The sequence below is a fragment of the Rhizobium sp. FKL33 genome, from assembly GCF_005222915.1.
In the GTDB taxonomy this organism is placed as follows: domain Bacteria; phylum Pseudomonadota; class Alphaproteobacteria; order Rhizobiales; family Rhizobiaceae; genus Rhizobium_E.
Genome location: NZ_STFX01000060.1, coordinates 35,641 through 58,684, shown reverse-complemented (window position 1 = coordinate 58,684; position 23,044 = coordinate 35,641). Strand labels below are relative to the sequence as shown.

The window sequence follows — 23,044 nt, the reverse complement described above, 5'->3', positions numbered from 1 at the left end:
AATCCGGCCAATTTCCTCGCCGCCGTCAAACTCATTGCTACTCGCATCTGGATAAAGGCGTTATGAGTCTACTGCCTAGTTTTCTTAACGAATAATCCTTGGATGCGGCTATCTGATGGTCCCCTGCGGAAATTTCGTGCCACTTTTGATATTTCAGATACTTTACAGTCCCTAGTGGATCGCTGTTTTTTGCTTTTTTTTGCCAAAATTACGTCTCGGGTGGAGTACAGTCGCAGATATTCTCCTTTTTTGGTTTCCTTGGCGCTGGTCTTGATGAGGTCAGGCCTTACTTTGACTTCGCGCAGCTGCCTTGCTTGAGTAGGCCTGTTTTCATCCATCGTCGTAAGCTTCTTAAGGTCCAGCTCGGGTTCGGGTTTCCGGGCCTCCGCCCTGGCGTTCTTCAGAGCGGTGTAATAATTCTTCGCATTGACGGTATGGCGCCCAATCTCGGAGAATTTGACGACAGCGCGGCGCAACAAGCCGCCCAACCGGTAGCCGAAGACGGCGCGCCATTTGTACAGCGCCTTCATCGCCGGATAATTCGGAAAATGGGGGCGCGTATTATAGCGTATCGAGACCTTGTCCAAATTGCGAAGCGTGTCGCGGGTCTCCCCCTTGAACAAGACGACGTTGGTGGCTTTGAAATTGTAGTTGTTGCCGAATTTTAAGATGCCGATGGACATGAAGACCCTCCGTCGTTCGCTTTCGAAACACACTCTAGGTCAGACGCGCCTTAGGCTATGTAATGTGCAACACAGTGTCCGGATGCGGAGCGTTGCTGTCTCGGTGCAAATCGAGCCGGCAGTTCATGCCGTCGGCGGCATTTCGTGTGGGACCATAAGCCCACAAAAAAACGGGGGCCCCCGGCCCCCGGCTCTACGTCCCAATTCCGGAAATCCCTTATCCTATCTTGGGCGCCAAACTGCCGCTCTTATACCGCTTGGCCATCTCCGAAAGCCCGATCGGCTTGATCTTGTCGGCGTGTCCCGCCGTGCCGAAGGCTTCGAAACGGTCGATACAGAGCTTCTTCATCGCCGCCATGGCGGGCGCCAGATATTTGCGCGGGTCGAATTCGCTCGGGTTTTCGGTCAGCACCTTGCGGATTGCGCCGGTCATGGCCATGCGGTTGTCGGTGTCGATGTTGATCTTGCGCACCCCATGCTTGATGCCGCGCTGGATTTCCTCGACCGGCACGCCCCAGGTCGGCTTCATCTCGCCGCCATAGCGGTTGATGATCTCCTGCAGTTCTTCCGGCACGGAGGAGGAGCCGTGCATGACCAGATGCGTGTCGGGAAGCTTTTTGTGGATCGCCTCGATCACATGCATGGCGAGCACGTCGCCATCGGGCTTGCGGGTGAATTTATAGGCGCCGTGGCTGGTGCCCATGGCCACCGCCAGCGCATCCACCTGCGTGTCGCGCACGAATTGCGCCGCCTGTTCCGGGTCGGTGAGCAGCTGGTCGTGGGAGATTTCGCCCTCGATGCCGTGGCCGTCTTCCTGTTCGCCGCCGCCATGCTCCAGCGAGCCGAGCACGCCGATTTCGCCTTCCACCGAGACGCCGCCCCAATGGGCCATGTCCACCACGCGGCGGGTGATGCCGGCATTGTAATCGTAATCGGCGGCGCTCTTGCCGTCTTCGAGAAGCGAGCCGTCCATCATCACCGACGTGAAGCCGTGCTGGATGGCGGTGACGCAGGTGGCTTCGTTGTTGCCATGGTCGAGATGCATGCAGATGGGGATGTCGGGATGGATCTGCACGAGCGCGTCGATCAGTTTCGCCAGCACCACGTCATTGGCGTAGGCGCGCGCGCCGCGGCTCGCCTGCAGGATCACCGGCGAGCGGGTCGCTTCCGCCGCTTCCAGGATGGCCAGTCCCTGCTCCATATTGTTGATATTGAAGGCGGGGACGCCATAGCTGTATTCGGCTGCGTGATCGAGAAGCTGTCTGAGCGTGATGCGCGCCACGTGTTATCCTCCTGTTTCCCTGTGTCGGCGGTGTTGAAGTCTAGTCCCATCCCTGACATTTGCTATTTCAAACGTTTTAAATGGAATTAAACATTTAAGTCTCCGCCTAGGTGCAATCTCGGAAAATGAAAGTCAAGACCGGAAACAATTTGAAATTTTGAAATGAAATCAGTCCTCCGTCATTCCGCTCTTCCTGCCCGGACGGGATAAAATATTTAAATCGATTTTATAAATCCCCGTCTGGTCTTTGCCGTACGTGCCTCATAGTTCGAGGAAACGTTCCGGCGCCGCGTCCTGTTCCCAGCCCTTGCCAGCCGCCCGCCGATCGGCCAAAACCGGAGGCGGACAAGAGAAGGGGCGCGCATGAAATCGGACGATCGCCGCGACGGCATCATGCAATGGCTGCTCGCCGAGGGGCAGGCGAGCGTCGATGATCTGGCGCTTCGTTTCGCCGTGTCCAAGATGACTATCCACCGCGATCTCGACGAGCTCGAACAGAGCGGCTTCCTGCGCAAGGTGCGCGGCGGCGCCACCGTGCAATCCTCCGCCCGTTTCGAAAGCGATTACCGCTACCGGCAGAAAGTGGCCGCCGAGGAGAAGGAGCGCATCGCCCGCGCCGCAGCCGGTCTGATCGAGCCCGGCCAGACGGTGATCCTCGATGACGGCTCCACCTCCGGCCGCGTCGCCGCCCATCTCCTCGATCTCAAGCCGCTCACCGTCATCACCAACAATCTCGGCGTGATCTCTGCGCTCGCGGGCGAGACGGGCGTCAACCTCATCGCGCTCGGCGGCCAGTATTCCAAGAAGTTCAACGGCTTTTTCGGCCTGGTCACCGATGCGGCGCTCGCCTCGCTCTCCGCCGACATCGCCTTCCTCACCGCCTCCGCCATCCAGGGCGCCGCCGCCTTCCATCAGGAACAGGAGGTCGTGGTCACCAAGCGGGCGATGATGCAAAGCGCCGAGCGCAGCTTCCTGCTCGTCGATCGCGGCAAGTTCGACAAGCGCGCGCTGCATCTCTTCACCCCTCTCTCCGCTTTCGCGGGGGTGTTGACCGGCGGGGCGCTGGAGCCGGAGAGGGCGCGGGTGATCACGGAAAGCGGGGCGTGGGTGAGTGTGGCGGGGTGAGCGCGATATGCGTAAATTACATCGGATCTGGTCGGTGGCGCATGAAGTCGAGGATCAGAGTTTTTGCGAGCACTATCGCCTGATCGGCTATTTCCGAACGCGCGAAGAGGCGAGGCGCGTGCTCCGCGACATCAGGACCAAGCCCGGTTTCAGGGACCATCCGAAGGACTTCTTCTTCGGCGCGAACCCGGTTGACGGCGCGGGCGCCTGGGAGGAAGGCTTCGTCACGATGATGGGCGCCGAGCCGATGCAGGAGCGGGACGAACCGTGCGGCGCCCCTGTCGCGCTCACCGCCGATGTCGCCTTCAGCCCGGATGGCCTTTGGCTGGTCGAGCATCGCTATCTTGATGAGTGGGGCTGCGAAAACCACAAGGGCATCGGCGTCTATTCAGCGGTCGAGCTTGCGCGGCAAGCCGTCCGAAGCCGTTTGGACCAGCCGGGGTTCCGCCGCTGGCGTGAAGGTTTCAGCATTCAGCCGATAAGACTGGGGCATGTATTTTGGGTAACCGGCTTCTGATGGCGGTTCCCTATGCTCATTTTCCATCGGCGCGAATTTGGAAAATGTGTGTCTTTGTGGATTTTATTGCGAGTGTTTGCGGTAATTACATATAATTAACGAAAATATACAATCATCAATTGAGTGAGAGTGTAAATCTATTATGTGTAGATTTCTAATGTAAGGATATGCTTTAAATGAATTTGCGAAATTTGGGTATTGGCGCTCGCCTTGCGCTTCTTTCGGCCGTCTGCGTCGCAATCATTGTTCTCACCAATCTGGTGCAGTCAATCTTCGCAGCCTCAATGGACCGCGCGGTCGCTGATGGTGATCGTGAAGCTGGGATTGCCCGCAATATCCTTGACATGAAGGCGTCGTTGCGCGGCATCGAAATCGGTGGCCAGCGTTTGTTGCTGGCTGAGACTGAAAAGGAACGTGCCGACGCCCGGGCTTATCTTGAAAAGCGGCTTCATTCTGCGCGCAAATATTTGGGACTGGCGCAAGCGGACATGGCTTTGGACGCTGACCGCCAGCGCGCCGCCGCTCTTGACCTTGATCTCCAGCGTTTACATGACAAATGGGCCGATGTAGCCGCTGGCGGCAATCGCTCGCATGACCGCTTGGAGGAACTCGTCCCGCTCCGCGATGATCTCGCCAAGCGGGTCGATGACGCCGTGGAAACCGCCAAGTCGGCTTCGAAAGAGGCTGGTCTCGCGCGTCAAAAAATTGCCAGTTATATGTTTTTCATCGCGATGGGCAATTCTGCGGTGTTGATTTTGCTCATGATCGGCCTTGCCGTCATCGGCCGGCGCGCCATCGCCAGACCGATCGTCGGGATCACCGGCTGCATGACGGCGCTCGCCGAGGGCGATCTCGATCGCGACATTCCCTTTGCCGACAAACGTGACGAAATCGGCCAGATGGCCCGGGCGGTGCAGGTGTTCCGGCGCAATGCGCTGGCGGTGCGCGACCTCAATGCCCGCGAAGCCTCGCTTCGTCTCGAAAACGCCGATCTTCAGGCGCGGGTCGCCGCGGTCGTCGCCTCGGCCGCCGGCGGGGATTTCAGCGCCCGCATCGGCCGGCGCTATGACGACGCCGATCTCGCGCGCTTCGCCGAAAGCGTGGACGATCTCGTCGGATCGGTCGAGAGAGGCACGGCGGAAACCAGTCGCGTGGTCGCCGCCCTTGCCGAAGGCGATCTGACGGCGGTGATGCAGGGGCAGTACTGCGGCGTGTTTTCCGACTTGCAGGCCAATGTCAACGCCGCCATGGCGCGGCTCCGCGAACTCATGAGCGAGGTCCGATCCGCCATCGACTTGATCGAATCCGGCTCCGGCGAACTCCGCATCGCCTCGGGCGATCTGGCGATGCGCACCGAACGGCAGGCGGCGGCGATCGAGCAAACTGCGGCCGCCCTCGAGGAAATCACCGTCGGCGTCGGCCAGTCTACACGCCGCTCGGCCGATGTCTCAAAGCTCGTCGCATCTGCGCTCGGCGGCGCCGATCAATCGAGCGAGGTCGTCCGCAGCGCCGTGACGGCGATGGCGCGGATCGAAAGCGCCTCGGGCGAGATCAGCTCCATCATCAACGTCATCGACGAGATCGCCTTCCAGACCAATCTTCTCGCGCTGAATGCAGGCGTCGAGGCGGCCCGCGCCGGAGAGGCCGGCAAGGGTTTCGCCGTGGTCGCGCAGGAAGTTCGCGAATTGGCCCAGCGCTCGGCCGGCGCCGCCAAGGGCATCAAGGATCTGATCATCCGCTCCCGCAACGAAGTCGATCAGGGCGTGGGGCTCGTGACGCGCGCCGGCGAGGCGCTCGAGGCGATCCGCGCCCAGGTGGTCGACATCAACAGCCAGATCAGCGCCATCGCAGCCTCGGCCGGCGAACAGGCGTCCGGCCTCGCCCAGGTCAACGCCGCGATCGGCGACATGGACCAGACAACCCAGAAGAACGCCGCCATGGTCGAGGAAACCGCCGCAGCCACAAGCAGGCTGGCAGAGGAGGCGGTGGTGCTGAACAGGCTCCTTGCCTGGTTCAAGACCCAGCCGGATGCGGGCCGGGCGGGCCATATCCAGAGCCGTGCGGCTTGACGCGTCGGTCTCTTTGCCCGAGGGTCCCCGTCCGGCAATTCGGCCGGACTCCGGAGCATGAAACGCCATGAATTTTCCCGCCGCTGTCGAGATCTGTGTGCAAGGGCAACTCGACGCCTATAACGCCCGCGACATCGACGCCTTCATGCGGTTTTGGGCGGAAGACTGCGGCTACTACGCCTTTCCCGCGACCCTTCTCGCCCGCGGCGCGGCGGAGATCCGCGCCCGCCATGTCGAGCGCTTCCTCGAGCCCGATCTGCACGGCCGGCTCGTCTCCCGCATCGCGCTGGGCGATCTCGTCGTCGATCACGAGATCGTCACGCGCAATTTCGAGGAGGGTCGCGGCGAGGTGGACGTGGTGGCGATCTACGAGATCCGCGACGGACTGATCGCCAACGCCTGGTTCAAGATGGGCGAGAAAAGGTTGGACGGGGAGGGGTGAGAGTTTGGGCTCAACGCGAGGTCCCGACAGGCCTCAGGCGGGCTTCCAGCGCATCGCGGAGACGCGCGCCGTCTCCATCGGATGTGATACTCGTCTCGATGATCTGAGCAAGTTGGATTTGCGCCGGCACATCGCCGACCGAAACATCGAAGCCGTTTAGCCTCGCGAAAAAGCGTCCTGCCGCCCAGGCGGTGCGCTTATTTCCTTGTTCGAAGGCATGAGCCTTGCCGACGCCAAAAACGAGATCCGCTGTAAGACCCGATACCGATCTGTCGCCTTCATAGATAAATCGATTCCGTGGCCTGGCCACCGCCGACTCCAGGGCGCCTCGATCTCTCAGGAAATGCAGCTCCTCCGAGCCTTCCAAAATAGCCGCATTCAGTTCCACGACTTGCTCAGCCGTGATCCAGCGCGGCTCCACCATCAGCGAGCCAGATAATCCATGATCTCCTTGTCGCTCACCAACAAGGCTTTGGCGAACGCTCTGGGATCGATGTCTTCCTGCGCTGGCGAAACGGTGCGCGAAGCGTCACGCGTCTTGGTCACGTGTCCTGCTTCCGTCTTGTTGACAGCAACGGACCGCTCCAGCGAATGGGGATCGTGCTCTCCAACGACGCCGATGGTGCGATCTTTTGTTTTGTGCGTTTCTGACATCTCACGCTCCTATGGGTTGAATATAGCGGATGAATGCAGAATTACCAGCTTTTGTCGCTGACCTGTCTCATGCGTCAATGCTCACCCCAACGCCTCCGTCACCATCTCGGGAAACCGTGCGATCACCGTCACATAAGCCAGCGCGAAATCGGGCGGCGTGGCGCGGGCCTGCTCCCAGTCTCTCAGCGTGCCGACGGGCACGCGAAAGCGCGCGGCGAATTCCGCCTGCGTCAGTCCGAGATCCGAGCGCGTCCTGCGGATGATGCGGGCGCGTTGTCCACGCTCCAGCGCTTCGGCGCTGACGTCGAAATCCTCGTCGTCGTCAGGCGCCGCCATCAGCGCGATAGGTTTTTTCTTCACCGGAATTGTTCCTTCTCACGGATATGAAGCGGGGCCGACCATGACGCCATACAAAGACCCCGGTAAACATCTTCTGTCCAACAAGCCCAATCACCTTGAAACGCTCTTCGCCATCGATTTCCCGGATCGATGGCAGCACGAGATGTGCTTCGTCCTCGAACATCAGCGCGCCGAAGCTCAGGCCAACACCATGCTTCTTTCGATTTGCCGCGTCTTTTTCGGGATCAAATCTGTTGTCGGTCATGACTCATAGTACTGGATTTCCGTAGATGCGCAAGACCAAGTTCCAATGACTAACCCACGATTGACGAATCGTCCCCGCCGTCGCACCTTGCTCACCGGCGCGGCCCGCGCCTCACCTTCTGAGGCCATCCCCGGCATGGCCCTTGCGCGAAGGCAAAGGGAGTTTTCTCGGGTTCATCCTCCGTGGTTTGGTCTGCCGGATGCGGTTGCCGGGGAATGCGCGTCTGGCGTCGAAAGGCCCAATCATGACCGACAACAGACGCTTCAAGCGCCTTGTGCGCGCCCGTGCGGCGAAAACCGGCGAAAGTTATATGGCGGCGCTCCGCCATCTGCGCGCCCCCGAACCCGATGAACAGCAAAAGACGGCCCTGCGCATTGCCGTCTGCCAGACCGGCTATCGCGACGATCCCAGCGATGAACAGGCGCTCAGGACAGGCGGCGAAGAGATCCGCGCGCTGATGCGGCGGGCGAAAGGCGAGGGCGCGCGGCTCGCGCATTTCCCCGAAGGCGCGTTGGTCGCGCCCAACAAGCGTGTGATGTCCTCGCTCGGTCGCCGCGACATCGGCCCGTCCGACTGGAGCCGCTGCCGATTCGATGTGATCGCCTCGGAACTCCGCGCCATCGCCGCCTTATCAGCCGAACTCGGCCTTTCCACCGTGCTAGGCGCGCCGCATCGGCTCACCCCGCCGCATCGGCCGCATAACAGCCTCTATGTGATCTCCGACAAGGGCCGGCTGGTCACCCGCTATGACGAGCGCATGCTGTCCCACACCAAGCTGTCCTTCATGTATTCCCCGGGAGGCGCGCCGCAGGTCTTTACGGTCGACGGACTTCGCCTGGGCCTCGCCATGGGCATGGAGACGCATTACCCCGAACTGTTCATGGCGTACGAGGCGCAGGCGGTCGACGCCGTGCTGTTCTCCACCACGGGCGAGATCCCCGACACCGCGCCGCCCTTCGCCGCCGAGGCGCTTGGCCACGCCGCCAGCAATTCCTTCTGGGTGAGCTACAGCGCGCATGCGCCGCAAAGCCCCGGCGCGCCCGCCGGTCTCGCCGGGCCGGATGGGCGATGGGCGGCGCTGTGCGGAAAGACGGGCGAGCCGGATCTCGCGGTGGCCGACATCACCCGCGACCCCGATCACCCGGCGCGGCCCTGGCGCAGAAAGGCGCGCGCCGATCTCTATGCGGCGGCGCATCCCGCCGATGATCCGCGCAGCGGCGTCCGCACCCGGTTCTGATCCGCAACAATCGATGCAACTGTTCCTCGGTCCGGTCGCGTGTCGCGGTCGGGCCGAACTTTCTTCGCGGCAAACAGTTACCGACTCCAGCAAAAAACTTGCCGCCACCCTTTACAAAATTCGATAGCAGACTAAATGGTAGCACGCTATCGAAAAGGCCGAAACTATGTCGCAGTCGCTCTATGACCAGATGAACCTGCTGACCCGCAAGGTCCGCAAGGTGTTTGACCATCACGCCCGCGCCCGCGGAATAACGCTGGCGCGCGGGCGGCTGCTGCGGCTGTTGGGCGCCGCATCCGAGGGCCTGCCGCAGAATGTCATCGCCCAGGAGATCGAGGTCGAAGGGCCCACTTTGGTGCGCATGCTCGATGGTCTCGAGGCGCAGGGCTATCTTTTCCGCGAAAGCGATCCCGGCGACCGCCGCGTCAAGCGGGTGCGGCTGACCGAGGAAGGCCGCCGCCAATCCGCCGAGGTCGAGGCGCTGGCGCAGGCGTTTCGCGCACGCCTGCAGGAAGGGCTCGCGCCGGAGGATGTCGCCGCCTTCGAACGGGTCATTGTTATGATGTCGAAAAATGTCGAGGCGCTGGCATGAGCGAGGCCGCCGTGACAGCGCAGGCGCCGTCGGCGTCGCGGATCATCCATACGCCCAGGCCGTTCCTTGCCTATGTGCTGACGGCTGTGGCGCTCGGCCTCGCCCAGGGCTTCGGGCTGAACTTCATCGCCGCCAACATCACCCAGATCCAGGGCGAATTCGGCGTCACCACCAATGAATCCGCCTGGCTTTTGGCGGCCTATTACATCCCCAATGTCAGCCTCTCGATCATCCTCATCAAGGTGCGCAACCAGTTCGGGCTGAGGAATTTCGCCGAAATCGCCATCGTCGTCTTCCTCGCCGTCTCGGCGGTGCATCTCTTCGTCGATGATTTCCGCTCGGCGCTGATCCTGCGTTTCTTTGCCGGCGCGGCCGGGGCGGCTTTGTCCTCGCTCGGCTTTCTCTACATGCTCGAACCGTTCGCGCCGGCGCGGAAGATGACGGTGGGCCTGTCGCTGGCGCTCGCCAATCAGGCGCTGGCCGCGCCGCTCGCCCGCATCATCTCGCCGGCGCTGCTCGATATCGGCGGTTGGCATGCGCTCTATCTGCTTGAAGTGGCGATGGCGCTGATCGCCTTCACGCTGGTCTACAAAGTGCCGCTCGGCCCCGTGCCGCGCACCATGACAATCCGGCTGATCGATCTCATCAGCTATGGTTTTCTCGCCACGGGCCTCGGCTGCCTTGCCGTGGCGCTCACGCTCGGCCGCTATTACTGGTGGCTGGAAGCGCCCTGGATCGGCGTGCTGCTCGCCGTCGCGGCGGCGGGCGTCGCCATGACCGTTGTTATCGAGCTCAACCGCAAGGAGCCGCTGCTCGATATCGCCTGGCTCACCTCGCCGCCCATGCTGCATTTCCTCGGCGTGCTCCTGCTGTTCCGCGTCGCGCTGTCGGAACAGGCTTCCGGCGCGCTGGCGCTGCTCACGCAATTGGGGCTCGCGCCCTATCAGCTCACCACGCTCTGGACCGTCATTCTCATCGCTTCTGTCGGCGCGTCCGCCTTTTGCACGCTGATCCTCAAGCCGGGGCGCGAACCCCTCATCCATGCCGTTGCGCTGGTGATGATCGGAACCGGCGCCTGGATGGACGCCTCCGCCACCAATCTTACCCGCCCGGAAAACATCCTCATCAGCCAGGCGTTGATTGCGGCGGGCGGCGGCCTTTTCCTGCCGCCGGCCATGTCGGCCGGTTTCATCGGCGCGCTCAAGAAAGGGCCGAATTACATCACCAGCTTCATCATGGTGTTCATCTTTACCCAGACCATGGGCGGCCTGTTCGGCTCGGCGCTGTTCAGCACATTTGCGACCATCCGCGAAAAGGTTCACTCGGTCGATCTCGTGGCGAGCCTGGCGCGCACCGATCCTCTGGTGGCGGCCCGCGTCACCCAGCTCGGCCAGTCCTACGCCAAGGTGCTCACCGACAAGGCGCTGCTCACGGCCGAGGGCCAGCAATTGCTCGCCCAGCAGGCGACCCGCGAAGCCTGGGTGCTGGCCTATAACGATCTCTTCCTCGCCATCGCCGCCATCTGCGCGCTGGCGCTCATTGCCCTCATTGTCCACACTGCCTGGCGGGCGGTCTTCGTCCGTCCCGCCGCCGCCGCATAAATCTCTGGAACCACGCTCATGTCCCGTCTCGTCCGCGCCATCGCCAGCCTTCTCGCCATCCTCGCCGGCATCGCCGGCGTGCTCCTGATCCTCTATGTCTGGCAATTGCCGCCCTTCACCACCTCGGTCGAGACCACCGACAACGCCTATGTGCGCGGCCAGGTGACGTTCCTGGCGCCGCAGGTGTCTGGCTATGTGCTGCAGGCCCCGGTCACCGATTACCAGCGGGTGAAGAAAGGCGATGTGGTGCTGAAGATCGACGACCGCATCTATGTGCAGAAGGTCCGCCAGGCCGAAGCGACGCTCGCCGCCGACCAGGCGCAACTCGCCACGCTCGAACAGGAGCGCGCCTCCGACGACGCCAAGCTCAAGGCCGCCGAGGCCAAGGTCGACAGCGCCAATGTCGGGTTGGAGACCGCCCAGGCGACTTACGACCGCAACCTCTCGCTCGCCCGCCAGAACGCCATTTCCCAGACTGCGCTCGAACAGAGCGAAAGCGCGCTCGAAGCCGCCCGCGCCAGCCTCGTCTCCGCCCGCGCCGACGCCGATGTCGCCCAACAGGCGCTGGTGTCGATCACGGTGTCGCGCAAGCAATATGAGGCGGCGATCGAGGGCGCCCGCGCCGCGCTCGAACTCGCCCGCATCGACCTCGCCAACACCGTGATCCGCACCCCCTCGGACGGCCGCCTCGGCGAAGTCTCCGCCCGTATCGGCGCCTATGTCACCACCGGCACGCAGCTGATGTCGGTGGTCCCCGACCGCATCTGGATCTCCGCCAATTTCAAGGAGACCCAGGTCGCCGCCATGCGTATCGGCATGCCTGTGACCTTCACCGCCGATCTCCTCAAAGGCCAGCGCTTCACCGGTCGCATTGAGAGCTTCTCGCCCGCGACCGGCAGCGAATTCGCCGTCATCAAATCCGACAACGCCACCGGCAATTTCACCAAAGTCACCCAACGCCTCCCCGTCCGCATCGCCATCGATGAAGGTCAGCCGGCGGCGGAAAGGCTCGCGCCGGGGCTTTCGGTGGAGGTGAGCGTGGATACGGCGGGGTGAGGGGGGCCCGCCGCGCGCCAACCCCGGTCGGAGATTTCCGACCTTGCCATCGCCTCTGGCCTGGGCTCTACAGTCTTCATGCAAAGTCTCAGAAGCACCCTCAATCGGTTCTCCCATCAAAGAGCCGCCCGGTGGTGGGTAGGCGGCCGACCGGATTGTCCTGAAGCCGAATTACCGAGGTTGATCGCGGCGAAGGTCGGTTATCCCACATCACTGGACGACCCTTTCGCAACTGGCGGCATGGTGCGCTTGAACCGGCGACAAGCCGCGCATGTTCTCGCTGTCGCGGCATCCACGAGTCTGGCTTACGACAGGCCGTGTCCGGCAAGATCTGAGGTTGACGCAGCAACTGAGGCAATCGGTGACTTGGCGGACGACGCTGCGTTCTTTGGCAACGGATTGTGGGATCCCGCTGCATTGTCAAGCTGGACGCCGCTGACCGCAGCCACATTCGATTGCGGATTGATTGGCTATGACGCAGAGCAAGCGTTCATCTTCTGGGTCGAGGAAGAAGATTAGGCAGGCTGAGGCGCTACTTCGGACTTCTCCTCAAGGAAAAGGACACAGGTGTCGGCATGACCGACGACAAGTTTGGTTAGGCGGCGTAGACAAATTTGCGAGGGTCGTATGACGTGCTATTATCGCCTTATGACATGTTCCCAGTGTGAAAATCTTGACGAGCTCGTGCGCATCAGGACGCCCTATGAGCTGTTTTCGGTAGTCAGAATAGTGCGGCAGGCGTTAACTGACGGTGATATTGAAGAAATAGATGCTGGTCCTATGAAGGGTAGGACAGCGTTTTCCGATTTAACCGCTAACGGCCCGCTCGACGATCTTTTACTTTATCGGTTTCGTTGCCCCAAATGCTCGCAAAATTTCGAGTTAAGCGCAGAAACGTATCACGGAAGCGGTGGCTCTTGGCGCAAATCTACACCCATTGAATCTGCATGATTGACGCCGTCCCAATCAGTTAATTCAACGTTGCTTTTGGCGACGGGCTTGAGCCGGGGCGATCACACCGAAGCAGAGTTGTGGATTTTGAGGGTTTTGCTGCTAATCGAACCTGAGAACCGTGGGCGAGACAGGCGTCCCGAGCAGACCCGAGCTGTCATCATCGGAATACTCTGGCGGCTTCGATACGGAGCGGCTTGGCGCGAGATTCCGCCCAAACATTGGAATTGGAATGGAAGACACAGCGTTGACAACGGAAGCTGATCGTAGCGTCTGGGACGCCCTCTCCGACACCCCCGAGGAAGCCGCCAATCTCAGGGCGCGCTCGGCGCTGCTCTATGAAATCCGCAAGGCGGTTCTGAAATGGGATCTCCCGCAGGAAGAGGCCGCCAAACGCCTCGGCCTCACCCGTCCGCGCGCCAATGATCTCTTGCGCGGCAAGCTCGCGAAATTTTTGCTCGACGCCCTCGTCAACATCGCCGCCGCCGCCCGGCTCGATATCGAGATCCAGGTGCGGGACGCGGCGTAGCAAGATCGACGCCAGTTCCAATCCCTGACGGTTGACACAAGATTGACAAACAACTCAAATTGTATCGGACTTGTCCTTTGGATCAATTTCGCCCGATTTGACGGCAGCTCAACAAAGAGATGGTCTCCATTCTTCGCTGGCGTCGGCGCTCACGGATTGGGTTTCGTGCGGACCAGTTATCCAGATTTTGTGACATGGTCGAGGATGCCATAAGAAATTTCAGTTGAGGATGGCGGGGATGGAAGAAAATTTGGACGTAAAAAAAGAGAAACTTTGGAAGCTTATTGGTGCGGTCTTTTCTGCTTCGTGTAAAGAAATTGATCGGGATATCTTCGATGTTCAGTATGGGAAAAGCGAAGCCAGTATCGCGACTCAAAAATATTATTCGGAGATGGATAAAATTGAGTTTGCGAGGCGTTTCGCAAATGCAAGTATTCAAGGATTGTTGTTGCGTATTGCTAGTGCGTTCGAAGAATCGGAAGAATTCACGATTTGCTCAGGAAAATCGAATGGCCATTTCATGGATGTTTTGGCGGATGAGGACGATCTGAGGTTTCGCCTGCTGGATGCTTTGGAGGCGGAAGGCGAGCAATATGATGAGCTCGGCAGACAAGTTAATTTCATTGCTGAAGAATTGGGGCTGGGCTCGGTAAAGAAGTGATGATCGACGTCTGTTGATAACACACGTTTTGTACTTTCCATTCTTAAATCTACCGTGTCTAGCATCTCCCTCGTCCATCGCCTCTTGCATTGCTATCAACTTTTACGAGAATCGAAGTCGGCCAAGCCATCGTGGCGTGTTGGAGCGGCCGTCCATCACCCAGCAGGAGGCGGCTAATCTCAAGGCTTACCCCGGCATAGCCAGCGTCGTCCCGATCCCCCTCGTTGACATCATCACCCAAAACACCTCTAACCACCCCATGTTCACCGACCGCACCGCTCTCGAGCGCGCCTATCAAGCCGGAACGCCGCTCGAATTTCTAATGTTCTGGGGCCATCGCCCCCGGAACGATGGCCGCATCGGCGCGTCCTGTCTCAGCCAATGGTGGCCCGCCGTCTTCGAGGTATCGGGTCTTCGCTATCCCACCGCCGAACACTGGATGATGGCGCATAAGGCGCGGCTGTTCGGGGATCATGAGACGGCGGCGAAGATCCTTTCGGCTTTGAGCCCGCAGGAGGTCAAGCAACTCGGCAGGGAGGCGAGGGGATTTGATCCTGATCTCTGGGACCGCGAGAAGGCCGGGATCGTGGAAGAGGGCAATGTTCACAAATTCGCGCAGAATGCCGAGCTTGCGGCCTTTCTCATCGCCACCGGCGAGCAGATCCTCGTGGAGGCGAGCCCGGTCGATCGCATCTGGGGCATCGGGCTGGCCGCCGACCATCCGGATGCGCAAAACCCGCTGCTCTGGCGCGACGAGAATCTGCTGGGCTTCGCGCTGATGAAAGTCCGCAAGCGCCTTGCGCCGCCTGCAACCCCCGCTTAGTCCTGCCGCCTGAGCGCCATGGAATATTTGACGTTGTAGACGAAGAACTCACCCTCCGGGCTGATCACCAGCCCGGTGATGTTGCGTCGTTGAAAATCGTCTTCTTCGGCGGGGTTATTGACGTGCAATTCCACCGTCATTGCGCCGTCTTCACGAATGAGCCGCCAGCTATCGTAGACGACGGATGTTCCCATCACCTCGATGCGCGAGCCTTGGATCGAGACGGTGTAGCTGTCATCGTCCACTCCGATCCAGCTTCCCTGCATCTCCGCCGGCAAGTCGTTGATCTTTGCCTTGTCGTCAATCTTGTCAGAGGCCGAGGCCGGTGAAACACGGCAAATCCCCATAGCCACCCCAATGCCGAGGATCGTTGAGCGGAGAAGAGGTCGGCGCTTGAGGAGACTAAATTTCAGGCGCATGACATGTCTTTCCATTTCGACCGGCCGCTATCACTGCAACAAGGACGGAAAACATCCCACAAATTTGCCAGTGAATTTCGCGGAGCGCAATCTGACCGTCGACAAGAATACGTTTGCCCCAAGCCCGCCGCCGTTCCCGGCGACGGGCCTACGCTCGGCGGCGAAATCGCCCCCGCTTCACGCCGCGGTGCGCATCTCCGCTCTGTACTCCCCCGCCGCGCTGACTGCGCCGCTCAGCCGGAAGGCGCCCACCAGGTCCGCCAGTTCGCGGGAGCGGGCCTGCATCGTGGCGGTGGCGACGTTGGTTTCTTCCACCATGGCGGCGTTCTGCTGGGTCACGCGGTCCATGTCGGTCACGGCGCTGTTGATGTCCTGGATGCCGGCGGCCTGTTCGCGTGCGGAGGCGGCGATCGCGGCGATCACTTCGTCGATCTCGGCGACCTTCTTGACGATGCCGCTCAGCGTCTGGCTGGTGCTTTCCACCAACGCCACGCCGTGCTTCACCTGGTCGGAGCTGGTGGCGATCAGGCTGCGGATCTCCTTGGCGGCTTCCGCCGAGCGCTGGGCGAGCGCCCGCACTTCCGAGGCCACCACGGCAAAGCCTTTGCCGGCGTCGCCGGCGCGGGCGGCTTCCACGCCCGCGTTCAGCGCGAGAAGATTGGTCTGGAAGGCGATTTCGTCGATCACGGAGACGATGCGGGAGATTTCCTGCGAACTCTGGGCGATGCGGCCCATGGCGGTCTCCGCCTGATGCATGATGTCGCCGGTGCGGCTCACTTCCTCGCGCGTCGAGGACGCGACGCGATTGGCGGCGGCCGCGCCCTGGGAGGTGCGGCTGACGGTGGTGGTCAGTTCATGCAGCGCCGCCGCAGTCTCTTCCAGCGCCTGCGCCTGCTGTTCGGTGCGGCGCGACAGCTCCGTGCTCGCGCCGGTCACCTCGTCCATGCCCTGGCTGAGCTCGCCCACCGTGTGGGCGATCTTCTTCATGGCCTCGTTGAGCGCGTCGGTGGCGCGGTTGAAGTCACGCCGCGCGCCTTCGTTCTTTTCGGGCAGCGCCTCAGTGATGCGGGCCGAGAGGTCGCCGGCGGCGAGCGCGTTCAGCGCATCGCCCAGCGTCTTCATCGCCAAAGAATCGGCCTCGGCGTCGGCCGCGCGGGCCTGTTCGAACTGGGCGCGCTGCCGGCTGGTCTCGGTCTCCTGATCCGCCATCAGCACATGCACGGCCGTGGCAATGTCGGTGAAGATCGATTCCATGATGCTGCGCAGATAGGCCTCGCGCTTGCGCGGCGAAAACGTCGTTTCCTTGAGCACCACGAGCGACCATTCCGCCGCATAGATCGACGCCGCCTTGACGATGAAATTGGTGAAGCCGGTCTTTTCGGCGATCGAGCGGATCACCGGCGCCTGCGCGGAGAAATAATCCGCATTGAAATTGCCTTCGCAGAGATGGCGAAATTTCACCCGCTCGCGCGCCACCACATCTTCGGCGAGCACCGTCGTCGAGGGATCGAAATGCTTGTAGCATTTCGTGCTGACCTCGCGGATATGCTTGTCCAGAATGGAGAAAAGCTCTTCGCCCGTGCGACGCTTTTCGCCGGACCAGGGCTGAATATCATTGCCGATCGAATGCATGGTTTTCCCTCTGTAAAATGGGAATACCTATCGCAGTATAGGTTTAATATCGGGTGAATAAATGCAGGTTCACGATGCTGTTTAACTTCACACTAAGCGCCTAAGTATCAGTAAAATATAAATTAGTTTCCTCGTCGTCGCGTGGCGGGGTGATTATATATTGCTAAAGTGAAAATCAGCACGGCGCGACCCCAGGTTTCGGGCGCCGCGCCCGGGCGGGTCATGGGCCCGCTAGGGCGATCCCCTGCCAGCCATGCAGGCAGGTGTAGATCCCGACCGCCAGGATCAGCAGGCTCGAAAGATACGGCGCGCGGGCCGCGATTGTGCTGAAGCCGCTCCAGCGCTTGCCGGCCTGCCGGATACTCAGCGCGGCGAGCGCGCCGACCGAGACCAGCGTCAGCGCCAGCCCAATCGAAAAGCATAGGACCAGCGTGAAGCCCAGCGAGAACTCCTTGAGCTGCAGGCAGAGAAGCAGCACGGTGATGGCGGCCGGGCAGGGGATCAGCCCGCCCGTCAGCCCGAACAGCACGATCTGCCCGGTCGTGGCGCGGCCGTCGGCGAAGCGTTTGCGGACATCGTTGGCATGCGCCAGTTCATGGGCGTCCTGATAGCCGTCGGTGGCGCGCGCCAAACCGCGCATTTCGGCATGCAGCCGGTCGTCTCCCTCCGGCTCCAGAAAAGCGAGGTCATAGGCATGGCTATGGCCGCCATGGCGGAGCGTCAGCCGCGCCATGAACTCATGCGGCTCCTCCACCGCATCGACCGATTGCAGGAAGTCGCCGCGTTCGGTGAACACGAACACCCTGAGCGCGCCGTCCGGCCGCTCGGTGGTCAGCTTCACGTCATAGGCCGACCAGCGCGGCCCGCTTTCCGTCCTGAGCCGCCACACCGCCCGTCCGTCGCCTTCATGGAGTTCGAGCGCCACGGCGCCATAGCCGGTGTCGATCCGCCTGACATCGGGCGCGGGGACGGAATGGACATGGTCATGACCATGGGAATGCGGATGATGATGGCGATGATCCCCATGATGATGTGCATGGGAATGCCCGTGCCCCGCCGCCTCCCGGCCCAACTGATGGTCCCGCCGCACCCGCCAGACCATCCACAGCGCAATGGCGATGATCGCGAGGCCCGAGGCGAGCTGGAAATAGGGCTCGATCGCCTCGGCGTCGAGGCCTTGCCACAGCGTCATGCCGGCGAGCGCGATGCCCCACACCACCGCCGTATGCGACAGCGTCGCCGCCAGCCCCAGCAGCGCGGCTTGCAGCACGGTGCCGCGCACCGCCACGATGAAGGCGGCCATCATCGTCTTGGAATGGCCGGGCTCCAGCCCGTGCAGCGCGCCGAGCAGGATGGCGCTCGGAATGAACAGCCAGGCATGCGCCGAGCCTTGCTGCAACAACGCGTCGAAACCGGGCATGGGCGCTCCTCAGAGATATCTGGCGATGGCTTTGAACTCGTCGATGGTCTTGCGGTCGTCAGGGGAGAGCCTGCCCGCGGCGCTGTCGAGGCAATGGTCGAGATGATCTTCGATCAGCGTCCGCTTGGCGCTGGCCACGGCCTTTTCGACCGCCTGCAATTGCTGGGCGATGTCGAGACAGGACCGTCCGCCCTCGATCATGGCGATGACGCCGCGCAAATGCCCTTCGGCCCGCTTCAGCCGCTTGACGATCTCGGGATGGCTGTCGTGAGGATGATGATGTTCGCTCATCTCATGATCCTATCCCCAGGGAGAGGATAGGGCAATCCAGTCTCGGGCCTTTTCGCAGCAAAATGTCGGACAAGAAAAAGCCCTTGCGAAGCGGGGATTCGCAAGGACTTCGACTGGAGGTCGGGGCGAGGGAGCCCGATGTTATTCGATCACTCTCACCACGGTGTGGGTGCGGGGATCGACGATCACGCGGCGTTCGTTGACCACGGTATAGGCATAGGCCTCGTCGCCCGGGATCGGCGTCAGCGCCACGTCTGCGGGCAGGGGCTCGCCGACCACGATCGGCTGCTCCACCACCACGCGCTGTTCGGGGATCGGCTGTTCCTGCACATAGGTCACCACGCGTTCGGACGGGGGATCGAGCACGGCGCCGGCGGCGAGGCCCACGGCGCCGCCAACGACAGCGCCGACAGGGCCGCCGACGATCGCGCCCGTGGCGCCGCCGCCGGCTGCGCCGGTCAGCGCGCCGTCATTGTCGTCATCGGCGTAAGCCGGGGCGGAAGCGAGGGTGGCCAGCGCCAGGCAGCCGGCGGTCAACAGCTTGAGTTTCATGACAATCTCCTTTTTGATCGATTGCTCGATGCAGCCCTAACGCGGCTTTCGCGCGTTCGGTTCCGCAAGGAAATGCCGGGTCTCAGTCCAGTCGGGGAATGATGATGGTCACTGTCAGCCCGCCTGCCGCATTGGCGGACGCCTCCACGGAGCCGCCATGCGCCTCGATCGCCCGCCTTGTAATGGCCAGGCCGAGCCCATAGCCGGACTCGCTTTCCTGTAGCCGGGTGAAGGGGCGGAAGATCTTCTCGACATCCTCTTTCGACACGGTCGGCCCGGGGTTGCGAATGGCGAGCTCGAGCGTCTGACCATCGGCCGCGACAGTGGCGGCGATGATGATCCGGCTGGCGGGCGGGGAGTATTTGACGGCATTGCGCGCGACATTCTCGATGGCGCGATAGATGAGTTCGCCATTCACCCGCGTCACGAAGCTCTGGACGCCGGAATAATCCATCGCCACGCCCTTGGCTTGCGCCTCGAAGGCGGCGTCGTCGATGATCGCAGCGACGAGATCGAGGACGTCGATCCTCTCCCGTTCCAGCGAAGCGGCGGTGTTGGGGCCGAGCCGCGCGAGCGTCAGGATTTCTTCGACCAGCCCGTCCTGGCGCTTGATTTCCCTCTCCATTCGCGGCAGCAGGTCTTCGAGCCGGGCCGGGTTTTTGCGCAGCAGGCCGACGGCGGCCTGCAGGCGCGAGAGCGGCGAACGCAATTCATGCGACACGTCGTGAAACAGCCGTTTTTGCGCCGCGTCCAATTCTTCGAGCTTGGCGGCGGTGACGTCGAAATCCTTGCCGAGCGTGGCGAGTTCGTCGCGGCGGCGGCCGAGTTTTCCACCGATCCGCACGCGGAAGTCGCCGCCGGCGAGTGTCTTCAGCCCGCTGCGTATCTTCATGATCGGCGAGACGAGATAGCTCGCCAGCAGGAAGGACGAGATCACGCTCGCCATCAAGCCGGCGAGGATCGGCAGGACGGCCGGCGCGTAACGGTCGAAATAGGACACCCGATCCTTGACGATTTCGATGTGATAGCAGGCGAGCTGGCCGCGTTCGTCCAGCCTGACGACGCCATCCTTGTCCGGGCGCACCGGGAGACGCGGCGGCCATTCGGTCTTCCGGCTCCCGAAAGGGTGATCCTGCGCCGGCGGCGGGCCGGCGCCGAAGGCGGAATGATCATGACCACTTTCGCAATCGACCATATCGGTCAGCGGCGCAGGCTTGACCCGAGCAATGATCGGCGGCGTCAGCGTCGCCAGCATGGCGGCATAGGCGCGTGCGCCGTCGATTTCGTCCCGGCGAAGATAGCCGCTCAGCGCTTCGATCGTAAAATATTCGCGGCTGTCGAGGAAGCCGTCCTTCGGCGGCAGCACCTGCAAATAGGCGTTGGCGGCGGCGATGATGGCGATGGCGCCGGCCATGGTCAGCCAGATGGTCAGAAACGAATGCCAGAAGGTGCGACCCATCAGGCGTCCGTCACCAGTTGGTAGCCCTGGCCGCGCACCGTGCGGATCCACGACTGTCCAGTCTCGGTGATCCCCAGTTTCTGGCGGATCGAACTGACATGCACGTCGATGCGCCGGTCGAAGGGCGCGAGCGGCTGGCCGAACACGCGCTTGGCCATGTCCTGCTTGGACACGAGTTGACCGGCGTTGCGGGCAAGCACTTCGAGAATGCTGTATTCGGCTCCGGTCAGGTCGAGCTGCCGTCCCTGCCATTCGGCGCTGCGGGCGCCGATATTCAGCACCAACGCACCCGCTTCCACCAGCCGCGCCCCGGTCTCGCCGAGATTCTGCCGGCGCGAGCGGCGGAGGATGGCGCGCAGCCGCGCGACGAGCTCGTCCGGCGAGCATGGCTTTGGCACATAGTCGTCGGCGCCGAGATTGAGTCCGGTGATGCGATCGACATTGTCGCCTCGCGCCGTCAGCATCAGCACGGGCACGTCGCTGGTGCGGCGAATGCGCTGCAGCACCTCGATGCCGTTCATGCGCGGCATCATGATGTCGAGGACGATGATGTCGAACTGGTTGGAAAGGCTTTCATCCACGCCGAGCCGGCCGTCATGCACCGCGCGCGCATCGAAGCCTTCCTCGACCAGGTATTCGGTGAGAAGCGAAGTCAGTTCGACGTCGTCGTCTATGAGTAAAACCTTGGCCATGCGTTCGGGATACACCCTCAAGTGGTCTTTGCCAGCGATTTTACCTAACTTTACACTACCTTAACCGCACTTAACGCAGGGCGCGCTAATGTCGAAACGGGCCAGGATGACGCCTTGCCGAAAGATGCGCGATTGGGCAGCGAAATGCAAGACCTCTAGGGGTGGAGGTCGCCGGGCGCATCTGTCGGAAGGCAACCTGTGGTCAAGGGGTGAGCATGACGCGACAGCGGAGCCGCCGCAAGCAAGATCTGCCTGAGATGGCCGGTCGCGCTTCGGGGTCGGCTTCCTAAAAAAGATAGGAGCCCGATTTTGACGTTCGAGACATATTTCCATGCCGCCCCGGCGAATTTGGACCGCATGCTGGCAGGCGTTGCTGTAGACGGCGACGAAGTAACGCCGCCGCGGCGAGGGCGCGGCCGGCCGAAGGTCCGCACCGATGAAGAGCAGCGTGACATCATTGTAGAACGGGCCGCTGAAATCTACCTGCGCCATGGCTATATCGCGATGCGGATGGATGATGTGTCGTCGGCATGCCGCGTCTCCAAACGCACGCTCTACCGGCTTTTCCCGAGCAAGGTTCACCTGTTCCGCGCCATCATTGGCCTGATGAACGCCCAGCTGTTCGATTTCGACGACGTCGAACCCGGCGACACCGTGGAGCGCGCGCTGATCTCGATCTTCCGCGTCGAGGTCGATGAAGATACGGACCTGAAGCGCCAGAACTTCCTTAGGCAGGCCCGTCAGGATGCGGCGCTTTCCCCGGAAATCGGCGAAGCGCTGCGCGAGGATTGCATCGATCGCGCCCGTCGTCAGTTGTCAGACTGGTTTGAGCGTTGGAGCGCCGCAGGCCTGCTGAGCGCGACCAATCCCCAGGCCGCCGCCTATATGCTGATGGACATGATTTTCGGCGCTTCGGCGAACGAGCAGCGCACCGGCGCCTCCGGCCGCGCCTTCACGCGCACGTGCATTCAGTATTTTGTCAACGGCGTCCGCTGAGGCGCCGATTGCTCTTCCTGCTGCAAGCGACCGGAGTGACATGATCGCCCGGAGAGTGCTCCATGGGCCCCTGAGCATCAACAAATCCCGCCGCTGTCGCGCGCGGGATTTTTTTGCGCCTGCGGAGTTGCGACGCCAGTGATCATCCGGCGGCGCCCGGACGATCCCTGGCAGCGGAAATCGCGCCGATCGGACCTATTTCCGTCCGCAACTCACCCATTTGGGGGAGGTTCTTCTTGAGAACTTCGGTTAGGTCTCTCACGAGCGATTTATCGACGCTGTTTCAGATTTTGAGTAGCGTCGTTAGTTGTTCGATAAAGCCTTGTTGAGCACCCGACGACAACAAGGGATAGGATGCTTGGGGGACCGGATGATTGCAAACGAACCTGCCCAGATGATCCTGATCATCCTCGCGGCCCTTGCTTATGGCGCGGTCGCGTCCGGCTGCGTGTTGAAAACCCTGTTCGAAGGCTATGCGGCGCGTGCGCAATGGGACGTCTGGCGCATCCTCGGGCTTGCGGTCTGTTTCATCTGGCCGCTCTTGTTTCTTGCCCCGCTGATGCAGCTTGTCTTCCGCGGCAAGCGCGGTGAAAAGGTCGGCATGGACCGCCGCATTGCCGCCAATCCCGGCGCGGGCTCCAGCAGCGAAAGCCTTCGCTCGAACGGCTGACGCGCCTGTATGGCGCATGACCAAAAGCCGCCAGCACTATTGCCGTCGCTTGCGACAGCGCGCTGACCATCGATCAACAAATTCTAA

Annotated in this window: 28 protein-coding genes; 14 read left to right on the top strand and 14 right to left on the bottom strand. The window is 61.8% G+C overall.

The features are described from left to right. Nucleotides 1-68: 68 nt before the first annotated feature. Nucleotides 69-683 carry a hypothetical protein gene (locus E8Q41_RS25410; protein ID WP_137158360.1) on the bottom strand — a complete coding sequence of 205 codons (615 nt, stop codon included), beginning with the start codon at nucleotides 681-683 and terminating at the stop codon, nucleotides 69-71. A gap of 217 nt (nucleotides 684-900) precedes the next feature. Next, nucleotides 901-1,965: a class II fructose-bisphosphate aldolase gene (gene fba / locus E8Q41_RS25405; protein ID WP_137158359.1), complete on the bottom strand. Its 1,065-nt coding sequence runs from the start codon at nucleotides 1,963-1,965 to the stop codon at nucleotides 901-903. A gap of 363 nt (nucleotides 1,966-2,328) precedes the next feature. On the opposite strand from fba, the gene E8Q41_RS25400 reads away from it, so the two are divergent. Next, nucleotides 2,329-3,090, top strand: coding sequence for a DeoR/GlpR family DNA-binding transcription regulator (locus E8Q41_RS25400; protein ID WP_137158358.1), 762 nt, complete (start codon nucleotides 2,329-2,331; stop codon nucleotides 3,088-3,090). A 7-nt stretch (nucleotides 3,091-3,097) separates the two neighbouring features. Further along, complete coding sequence (locus tag E8Q41_RS25395) at nucleotides 3,098-3,607, top strand: hypothetical protein (protein WP_137158357.1); 510 nt, start codon at nucleotides 3,098-3,100, stop codon at nucleotides 3,605-3,607. Nucleotides 3,608-3,888: 281 nt separating this feature from the next. Here the strand turns inward: E8Q41_RS25395 and E8Q41_RS25720 are convergent, their stop codons facing one another. Beyond that, on the bottom strand, nucleotides 3,889-4,059 hold the full coding sequence (locus E8Q41_RS25720; protein ID WP_170976623.1) for a hypothetical protein: 171 nt from the start codon (nucleotides 4,057-4,059) through the stop codon (nucleotides 3,889-3,891). 36 nt (nucleotides 4,060-4,095) lie between these two features. On the opposite strand from E8Q41_RS25720, the gene E8Q41_RS25390 reads away from it, so the two are divergent. Both E8Q41_RS25390 and E8Q41_RS25385 read left to right on the top strand, forming a co-directional pair. Then, the gene (locus tag E8Q41_RS25390; RefSeq protein WP_170976622.1) at nucleotides 4,096-5,676 is read left to right on the top strand and encodes a methyl-accepting chemotaxis protein; all 1,581 of its coding nucleotides are present in this window, start codon (nucleotides 4,096-4,098) and stop codon (nucleotides 5,674-5,676) included. Between the two features lie 67 nt (nucleotides 5,677-5,743). Next, entirely contained in the window at nucleotides 5,744-6,118 is a 375-nt protein-coding gene (locus E8Q41_RS25385) for a nuclear transport factor 2 family protein (RefSeq protein ID WP_137158355.1), read from the top strand. A gap of 10 nt (nucleotides 6,119-6,128) precedes the next feature. Here E8Q41_RS25385 and E8Q41_RS25380 read toward each other — a convergent pair whose 3' ends face one another. The 4 genes from E8Q41_RS25380 to E8Q41_RS25365 form a co-directional block, all read right to left on the bottom strand. Then, complete coding sequence (locus E8Q41_RS25380; RefSeq protein WP_137158354.1) at nucleotides 6,129-6,542, bottom strand: type II toxin-antitoxin system death-on-curing family toxin; 414 nt, start codon at nucleotides 6,540-6,542, stop codon at nucleotides 6,129-6,131. Further along, entirely contained in the window at nucleotides 6,542-6,772 is a 231-nt protein-coding gene (locus E8Q41_RS25375) for a hypothetical protein (RefSeq protein ID WP_137158353.1), read from the bottom strand. The genes E8Q41_RS25380 and E8Q41_RS25375 overlap by 1 nt, the downstream gene beginning before the upstream one ends. 81 nt (nucleotides 6,773-6,853) lie before the next feature. Further along, nucleotides 6,854-7,132, bottom strand: a complete 279-nt coding sequence (locus tag E8Q41_RS25370) for a helix-turn-helix domain-containing protein (protein ID WP_137158352.1) — start codon at nucleotides 7,130-7,132, stop codon at nucleotides 6,854-6,856. After that, nucleotides 7,095-7,376 carry a BrnT family toxin gene (locus tag E8Q41_RS25365; protein WP_137158351.1) on the bottom strand — a complete coding sequence of 94 codons (282 nt, stop codon included), beginning with the start codon at nucleotides 7,374-7,376 and terminating at the stop codon, nucleotides 7,095-7,097. The genes E8Q41_RS25370 and E8Q41_RS25365 overlap by 38 nt, the downstream gene beginning before the upstream one ends. 244 nt (nucleotides 7,377-7,620) lie before the next feature. On the opposite strand from E8Q41_RS25365, the gene E8Q41_RS25360 reads away from it, so the two are divergent. From E8Q41_RS25360 to E8Q41_RS25325, 8 genes are all read left to right on the top strand, one after another. Further along, on the top strand, nucleotides 7,621-8,613 hold the full coding sequence (locus tag E8Q41_RS25360) for a carbon-nitrogen hydrolase family protein (RefSeq protein ID WP_137158350.1): 993 nt from the start codon (nucleotides 7,621-7,623) through the stop codon (nucleotides 8,611-8,613). 166 nt (nucleotides 8,614-8,779) lie between these two features. Further along, nucleotides 8,780-9,205, top strand: a complete 426-nt coding sequence (locus tag E8Q41_RS25355; RefSeq protein WP_137158349.1) for a MarR family transcriptional regulator — start codon at nucleotides 8,780-8,782, stop codon at nucleotides 9,203-9,205. After that, complete coding sequence (locus E8Q41_RS25350; protein WP_137158348.1) at nucleotides 9,202-10,806, top strand: MFS transporter; 1,605 nt, start codon at nucleotides 9,202-9,204, stop codon at nucleotides 10,804-10,806. The genes E8Q41_RS25355 and E8Q41_RS25350 overlap by 4 nt, the downstream gene beginning before the upstream one ends. 18 nt (nucleotides 10,807-10,824) lie before the next feature. Beyond that, entirely contained in the window at nucleotides 10,825-11,862 is a 1,038-nt protein-coding gene (locus E8Q41_RS25345) for an HlyD family secretion protein (RefSeq protein WP_137158347.1), read from the top strand. A gap of 366 nt (nucleotides 11,863-12,228) precedes the next feature. Further along, complete coding sequence (locus E8Q41_RS25715; protein WP_170976621.1) at nucleotides 12,229-12,381, top strand: hypothetical protein; 153 nt, start codon at nucleotides 12,229-12,231, stop codon at nucleotides 12,379-12,381. Between the two features lie 664 nt (nucleotides 12,382-13,045). After that, the gene (locus E8Q41_RS25335) at nucleotides 13,046-13,342 is read left to right on the top strand and encodes an XRE family transcriptional regulator (RefSeq protein ID WP_170976620.1); all 297 of its coding nucleotides are present in this window, start codon (nucleotides 13,046-13,048) and stop codon (nucleotides 13,340-13,342) included. A 238-nt stretch (nucleotides 13,343-13,580) separates the two neighbouring features. Continuing rightward, nucleotides 13,581-14,003, top strand: coding sequence for a hypothetical protein (locus E8Q41_RS25330; RefSeq protein WP_137158344.1), 423 nt, complete (start codon nucleotides 13,581-13,583; stop codon nucleotides 14,001-14,003). A gap of 136 nt (nucleotides 14,004-14,139) precedes the next feature. Beyond that, nucleotides 14,140-14,826, top strand: coding sequence for an NADAR family protein (locus E8Q41_RS25325; RefSeq protein WP_246660322.1), 687 nt, complete (start codon nucleotides 14,140-14,142; stop codon nucleotides 14,824-14,826). On the opposite strand, the gene E8Q41_RS25785 is transcribed toward E8Q41_RS25325, so the two are convergent. The 7 genes from E8Q41_RS25785 to E8Q41_RS25290 all read right to left on the bottom strand — a co-directional run bounded on the left by E8Q41_RS25785 (nucleotide 14,823) and on the right by E8Q41_RS25290 (nucleotide 21,291). Next, entirely contained in the window at nucleotides 14,823-15,245 is a 423-nt protein-coding gene (locus E8Q41_RS25785; RefSeq protein ID WP_205910426.1) for a hypothetical protein, read from the bottom strand. The genes E8Q41_RS25325 and E8Q41_RS25785 overlap by 4 nt on opposite strands. Before the next feature lie 177 nt (nucleotides 15,246-15,422). Continuing rightward, entirely contained in the window at nucleotides 15,423-16,877 is a 1,455-nt protein-coding gene (locus E8Q41_RS25315; RefSeq protein WP_137158343.1) for a methyl-accepting chemotaxis protein, read from the bottom strand. Between the two features lie 220 nt (nucleotides 16,878-17,097). Continuing rightward, the gene (locus E8Q41_RS25310) at nucleotides 17,098-18,297 is read right to left on the bottom strand and encodes a nickel/cobalt efflux transporter (RefSeq protein WP_137158342.1); all 1,200 of its coding nucleotides are present in this window, start codon (nucleotides 18,295-18,297) and stop codon (nucleotides 17,098-17,100) included. Between the two features lie 9 nt (nucleotides 18,298-18,306). Then, the gene (locus E8Q41_RS25305; protein WP_137158341.1) at nucleotides 18,307-18,588 is read right to left on the bottom strand and encodes a metal-sensing transcriptional repressor; all 282 of its coding nucleotides are present in this window, start codon (nucleotides 18,586-18,588) and stop codon (nucleotides 18,307-18,309) included. A gap of 141 nt (nucleotides 18,589-18,729) precedes the next feature. Further along, the gene (locus E8Q41_RS25300; RefSeq protein ID WP_137158340.1) at nucleotides 18,730-19,140 is read right to left on the bottom strand and encodes a DUF1236 domain-containing protein; all 411 of its coding nucleotides are present in this window, start codon (nucleotides 19,138-19,140) and stop codon (nucleotides 18,730-18,732) included. A gap of 82 nt (nucleotides 19,141-19,222) precedes the next feature. Continuing rightward, nucleotides 19,223-20,599: a HAMP domain-containing sensor histidine kinase gene (locus E8Q41_RS25295; RefSeq protein ID WP_137158339.1), complete on the bottom strand. Its 1,377-nt coding sequence runs from the start codon at nucleotides 20,597-20,599 to the stop codon at nucleotides 19,223-19,225. Further along, nucleotides 20,599-21,291, bottom strand: coding sequence for a response regulator (locus tag E8Q41_RS25290; RefSeq protein ID WP_137158338.1), 693 nt, complete (start codon nucleotides 21,289-21,291; stop codon nucleotides 20,599-20,601). Before E8Q41_RS25290 ends, E8Q41_RS25295 begins: the two co-directional genes overlap by 1 nt. A gap of 309 nt (nucleotides 21,292-21,600) precedes the next feature. On the opposite strand from E8Q41_RS25290, the gene E8Q41_RS25285 reads away from it, so the two are divergent. Both E8Q41_RS25285 and E8Q41_RS25280 read left to right on the top strand, forming a co-directional pair. Continuing rightward, nucleotides 21,601-22,287 (top strand): TetR/AcrR family transcriptional regulator, encoded by a 687-nt coding sequence (locus tag E8Q41_RS25285; protein ID WP_137158337.1) that lies wholly within the window; start codon nucleotides 21,601-21,603, stop codon nucleotides 22,285-22,287. A gap of 370 nt (nucleotides 22,288-22,657) precedes the next feature. Then, complete coding sequence (locus tag E8Q41_RS25280; protein WP_137158336.1) at nucleotides 22,658-22,957, top strand: hypothetical protein; 300 nt, start codon at nucleotides 22,658-22,660, stop codon at nucleotides 22,955-22,957. Nucleotides 22,958-23,044 lie beyond the last annotated feature (87 nt).

Excerpts from the sequence above, each read along its gene's own strand:
- E8Q41_RS25410 (WP_137158360.1), bottom strand. The coding sequence starts at position 683 with ATGTCCATCGGCATCTTAAAATTCGGCAACAACTACAATTTCAAAGCC.
- E8Q41_RS25400 (WP_137158358.1), top strand. The coding sequence starts at position 2,329 with ATGAAATCGGACGATCGCCGCGACGGCATCATGCAATGGCTGCTCGCC.
- E8Q41_RS25395 (WP_137158357.1), top strand. The coding sequence starts at position 3,098 with ATGCGTAAATTACATCGGATCTGGTCGGTGGCGCATGAAGTCGAGGAT.
- E8Q41_RS25720 (WP_170976623.1), bottom strand. The coding sequence starts at position 4,059 with ATGAAGCCGCTTTTCAAGATAAGCCCGGGCGTCGGCACGTTCCTTTTC.
- E8Q41_RS25390 (WP_170976622.1), top strand. The coding sequence starts at position 4,096 with ATGGCTTTGGACGCTGACCGCCAGCGCGCCGCCGCTCTTGACCTTGAT.
- E8Q41_RS25385 (WP_137158355.1), top strand. The coding sequence starts at position 5,744 with ATGAATTTTCCCGCCGCTGTCGAGATCTGTGTGCAAGGGCAACTCGAC.
- E8Q41_RS25380 (WP_137158354.1), bottom strand. The coding sequence starts at position 6,542 with ATGGTGGAGCCGCGCTGGATCACGGCTGAGCAAGTCGTGGAACTGAAT.
- E8Q41_RS25375 (WP_137158353.1), bottom strand. The coding sequence starts at position 6,772 with ATGTCAGAAACGCACAAAACAAAAGATCGCACCATCGGCGTCGTTGGA.
- E8Q41_RS25365 (WP_137158351.1), bottom strand. The coding sequence starts at position 7,376 with ATGACCGACAACAGATTTGATCCCGAAAAAGACGCGGCAAATCGAAAG.
- E8Q41_RS25360 (WP_137158350.1), top strand. The coding sequence starts at position 7,621 with ATGACCGACAACAGACGCTTCAAGCGCCTTGTGCGCGCCCGTGCGGCG.
- E8Q41_RS25355 (WP_137158349.1), top strand. The coding sequence starts at position 8,780 with ATGTCGCAGTCGCTCTATGACCAGATGAACCTGCTGACCCGCAAGGTC.
- E8Q41_RS25350 (WP_137158348.1), top strand. The coding sequence starts at position 9,202 with ATGAGCGAGGCCGCCGTGACAGCGCAGGCGCCGTCGGCGTCGCGGATC.
- E8Q41_RS25345 (WP_137158347.1), top strand. The coding sequence starts at position 10,825 with ATGTCCCGTCTCGTCCGCGCCATCGCCAGCCTTCTCGCCATCCTCGCC.
- E8Q41_RS25335 (WP_170976620.1), top strand. The coding sequence starts at position 13,046 with ATGGAAGACACAGCGTTGACAACGGAAGCTGATCGTAGCGTCTGGGAC.
- E8Q41_RS25330 (WP_137158344.1), top strand. The coding sequence starts at position 13,581 with ATGGAAGAAAATTTGGACGTAAAAAAAGAGAAACTTTGGAAGCTTATT.
- E8Q41_RS25785 (WP_205910426.1), bottom strand. The coding sequence starts at position 15,245 with ATGCGCCTGAAATTTAGTCTCCTCAAGCGCCGACCTCTTCTCCGCTCA.
- E8Q41_RS25315 (WP_137158343.1), bottom strand. The coding sequence starts at position 16,877 with ATGCATTCGATCGGCAATGATATTCAGCCCTGGTCCGGCGAAAAGCGT.
- E8Q41_RS25310 (WP_137158342.1), bottom strand. The coding sequence starts at position 18,297 with ATGCCCGGTTTCGACGCGTTGTTGCAGCAAGGCTCGGCGCATGCCTGG.
- E8Q41_RS25305 (WP_137158341.1), bottom strand. The coding sequence starts at position 18,588 with ATGAGCGAACATCATCATCCTCACGACAGCCATCCCGAGATCGTCAAG.
- E8Q41_RS25300 (WP_137158340.1), bottom strand. The coding sequence starts at position 19,140 with ATGAAACTCAAGCTGTTGACCGCCGGCTGCCTGGCGCTGGCCACCCTC.
- E8Q41_RS25295 (WP_137158339.1), bottom strand. The coding sequence starts at position 20,599 with ATGGGTCGCACCTTCTGGCATTCGTTTCTGACCATCTGGCTGACCATG.
- E8Q41_RS25290 (WP_137158338.1), bottom strand. The coding sequence starts at position 21,291 with ATGGCCAAGGTTTTACTCATAGACGACGACGTCGAACTGACTTCGCTT.
- E8Q41_RS25280 (WP_137158336.1), top strand. The coding sequence starts at position 22,658 with ATGATTGCAAACGAACCTGCCCAGATGATCCTGATCATCCTCGCGGCC.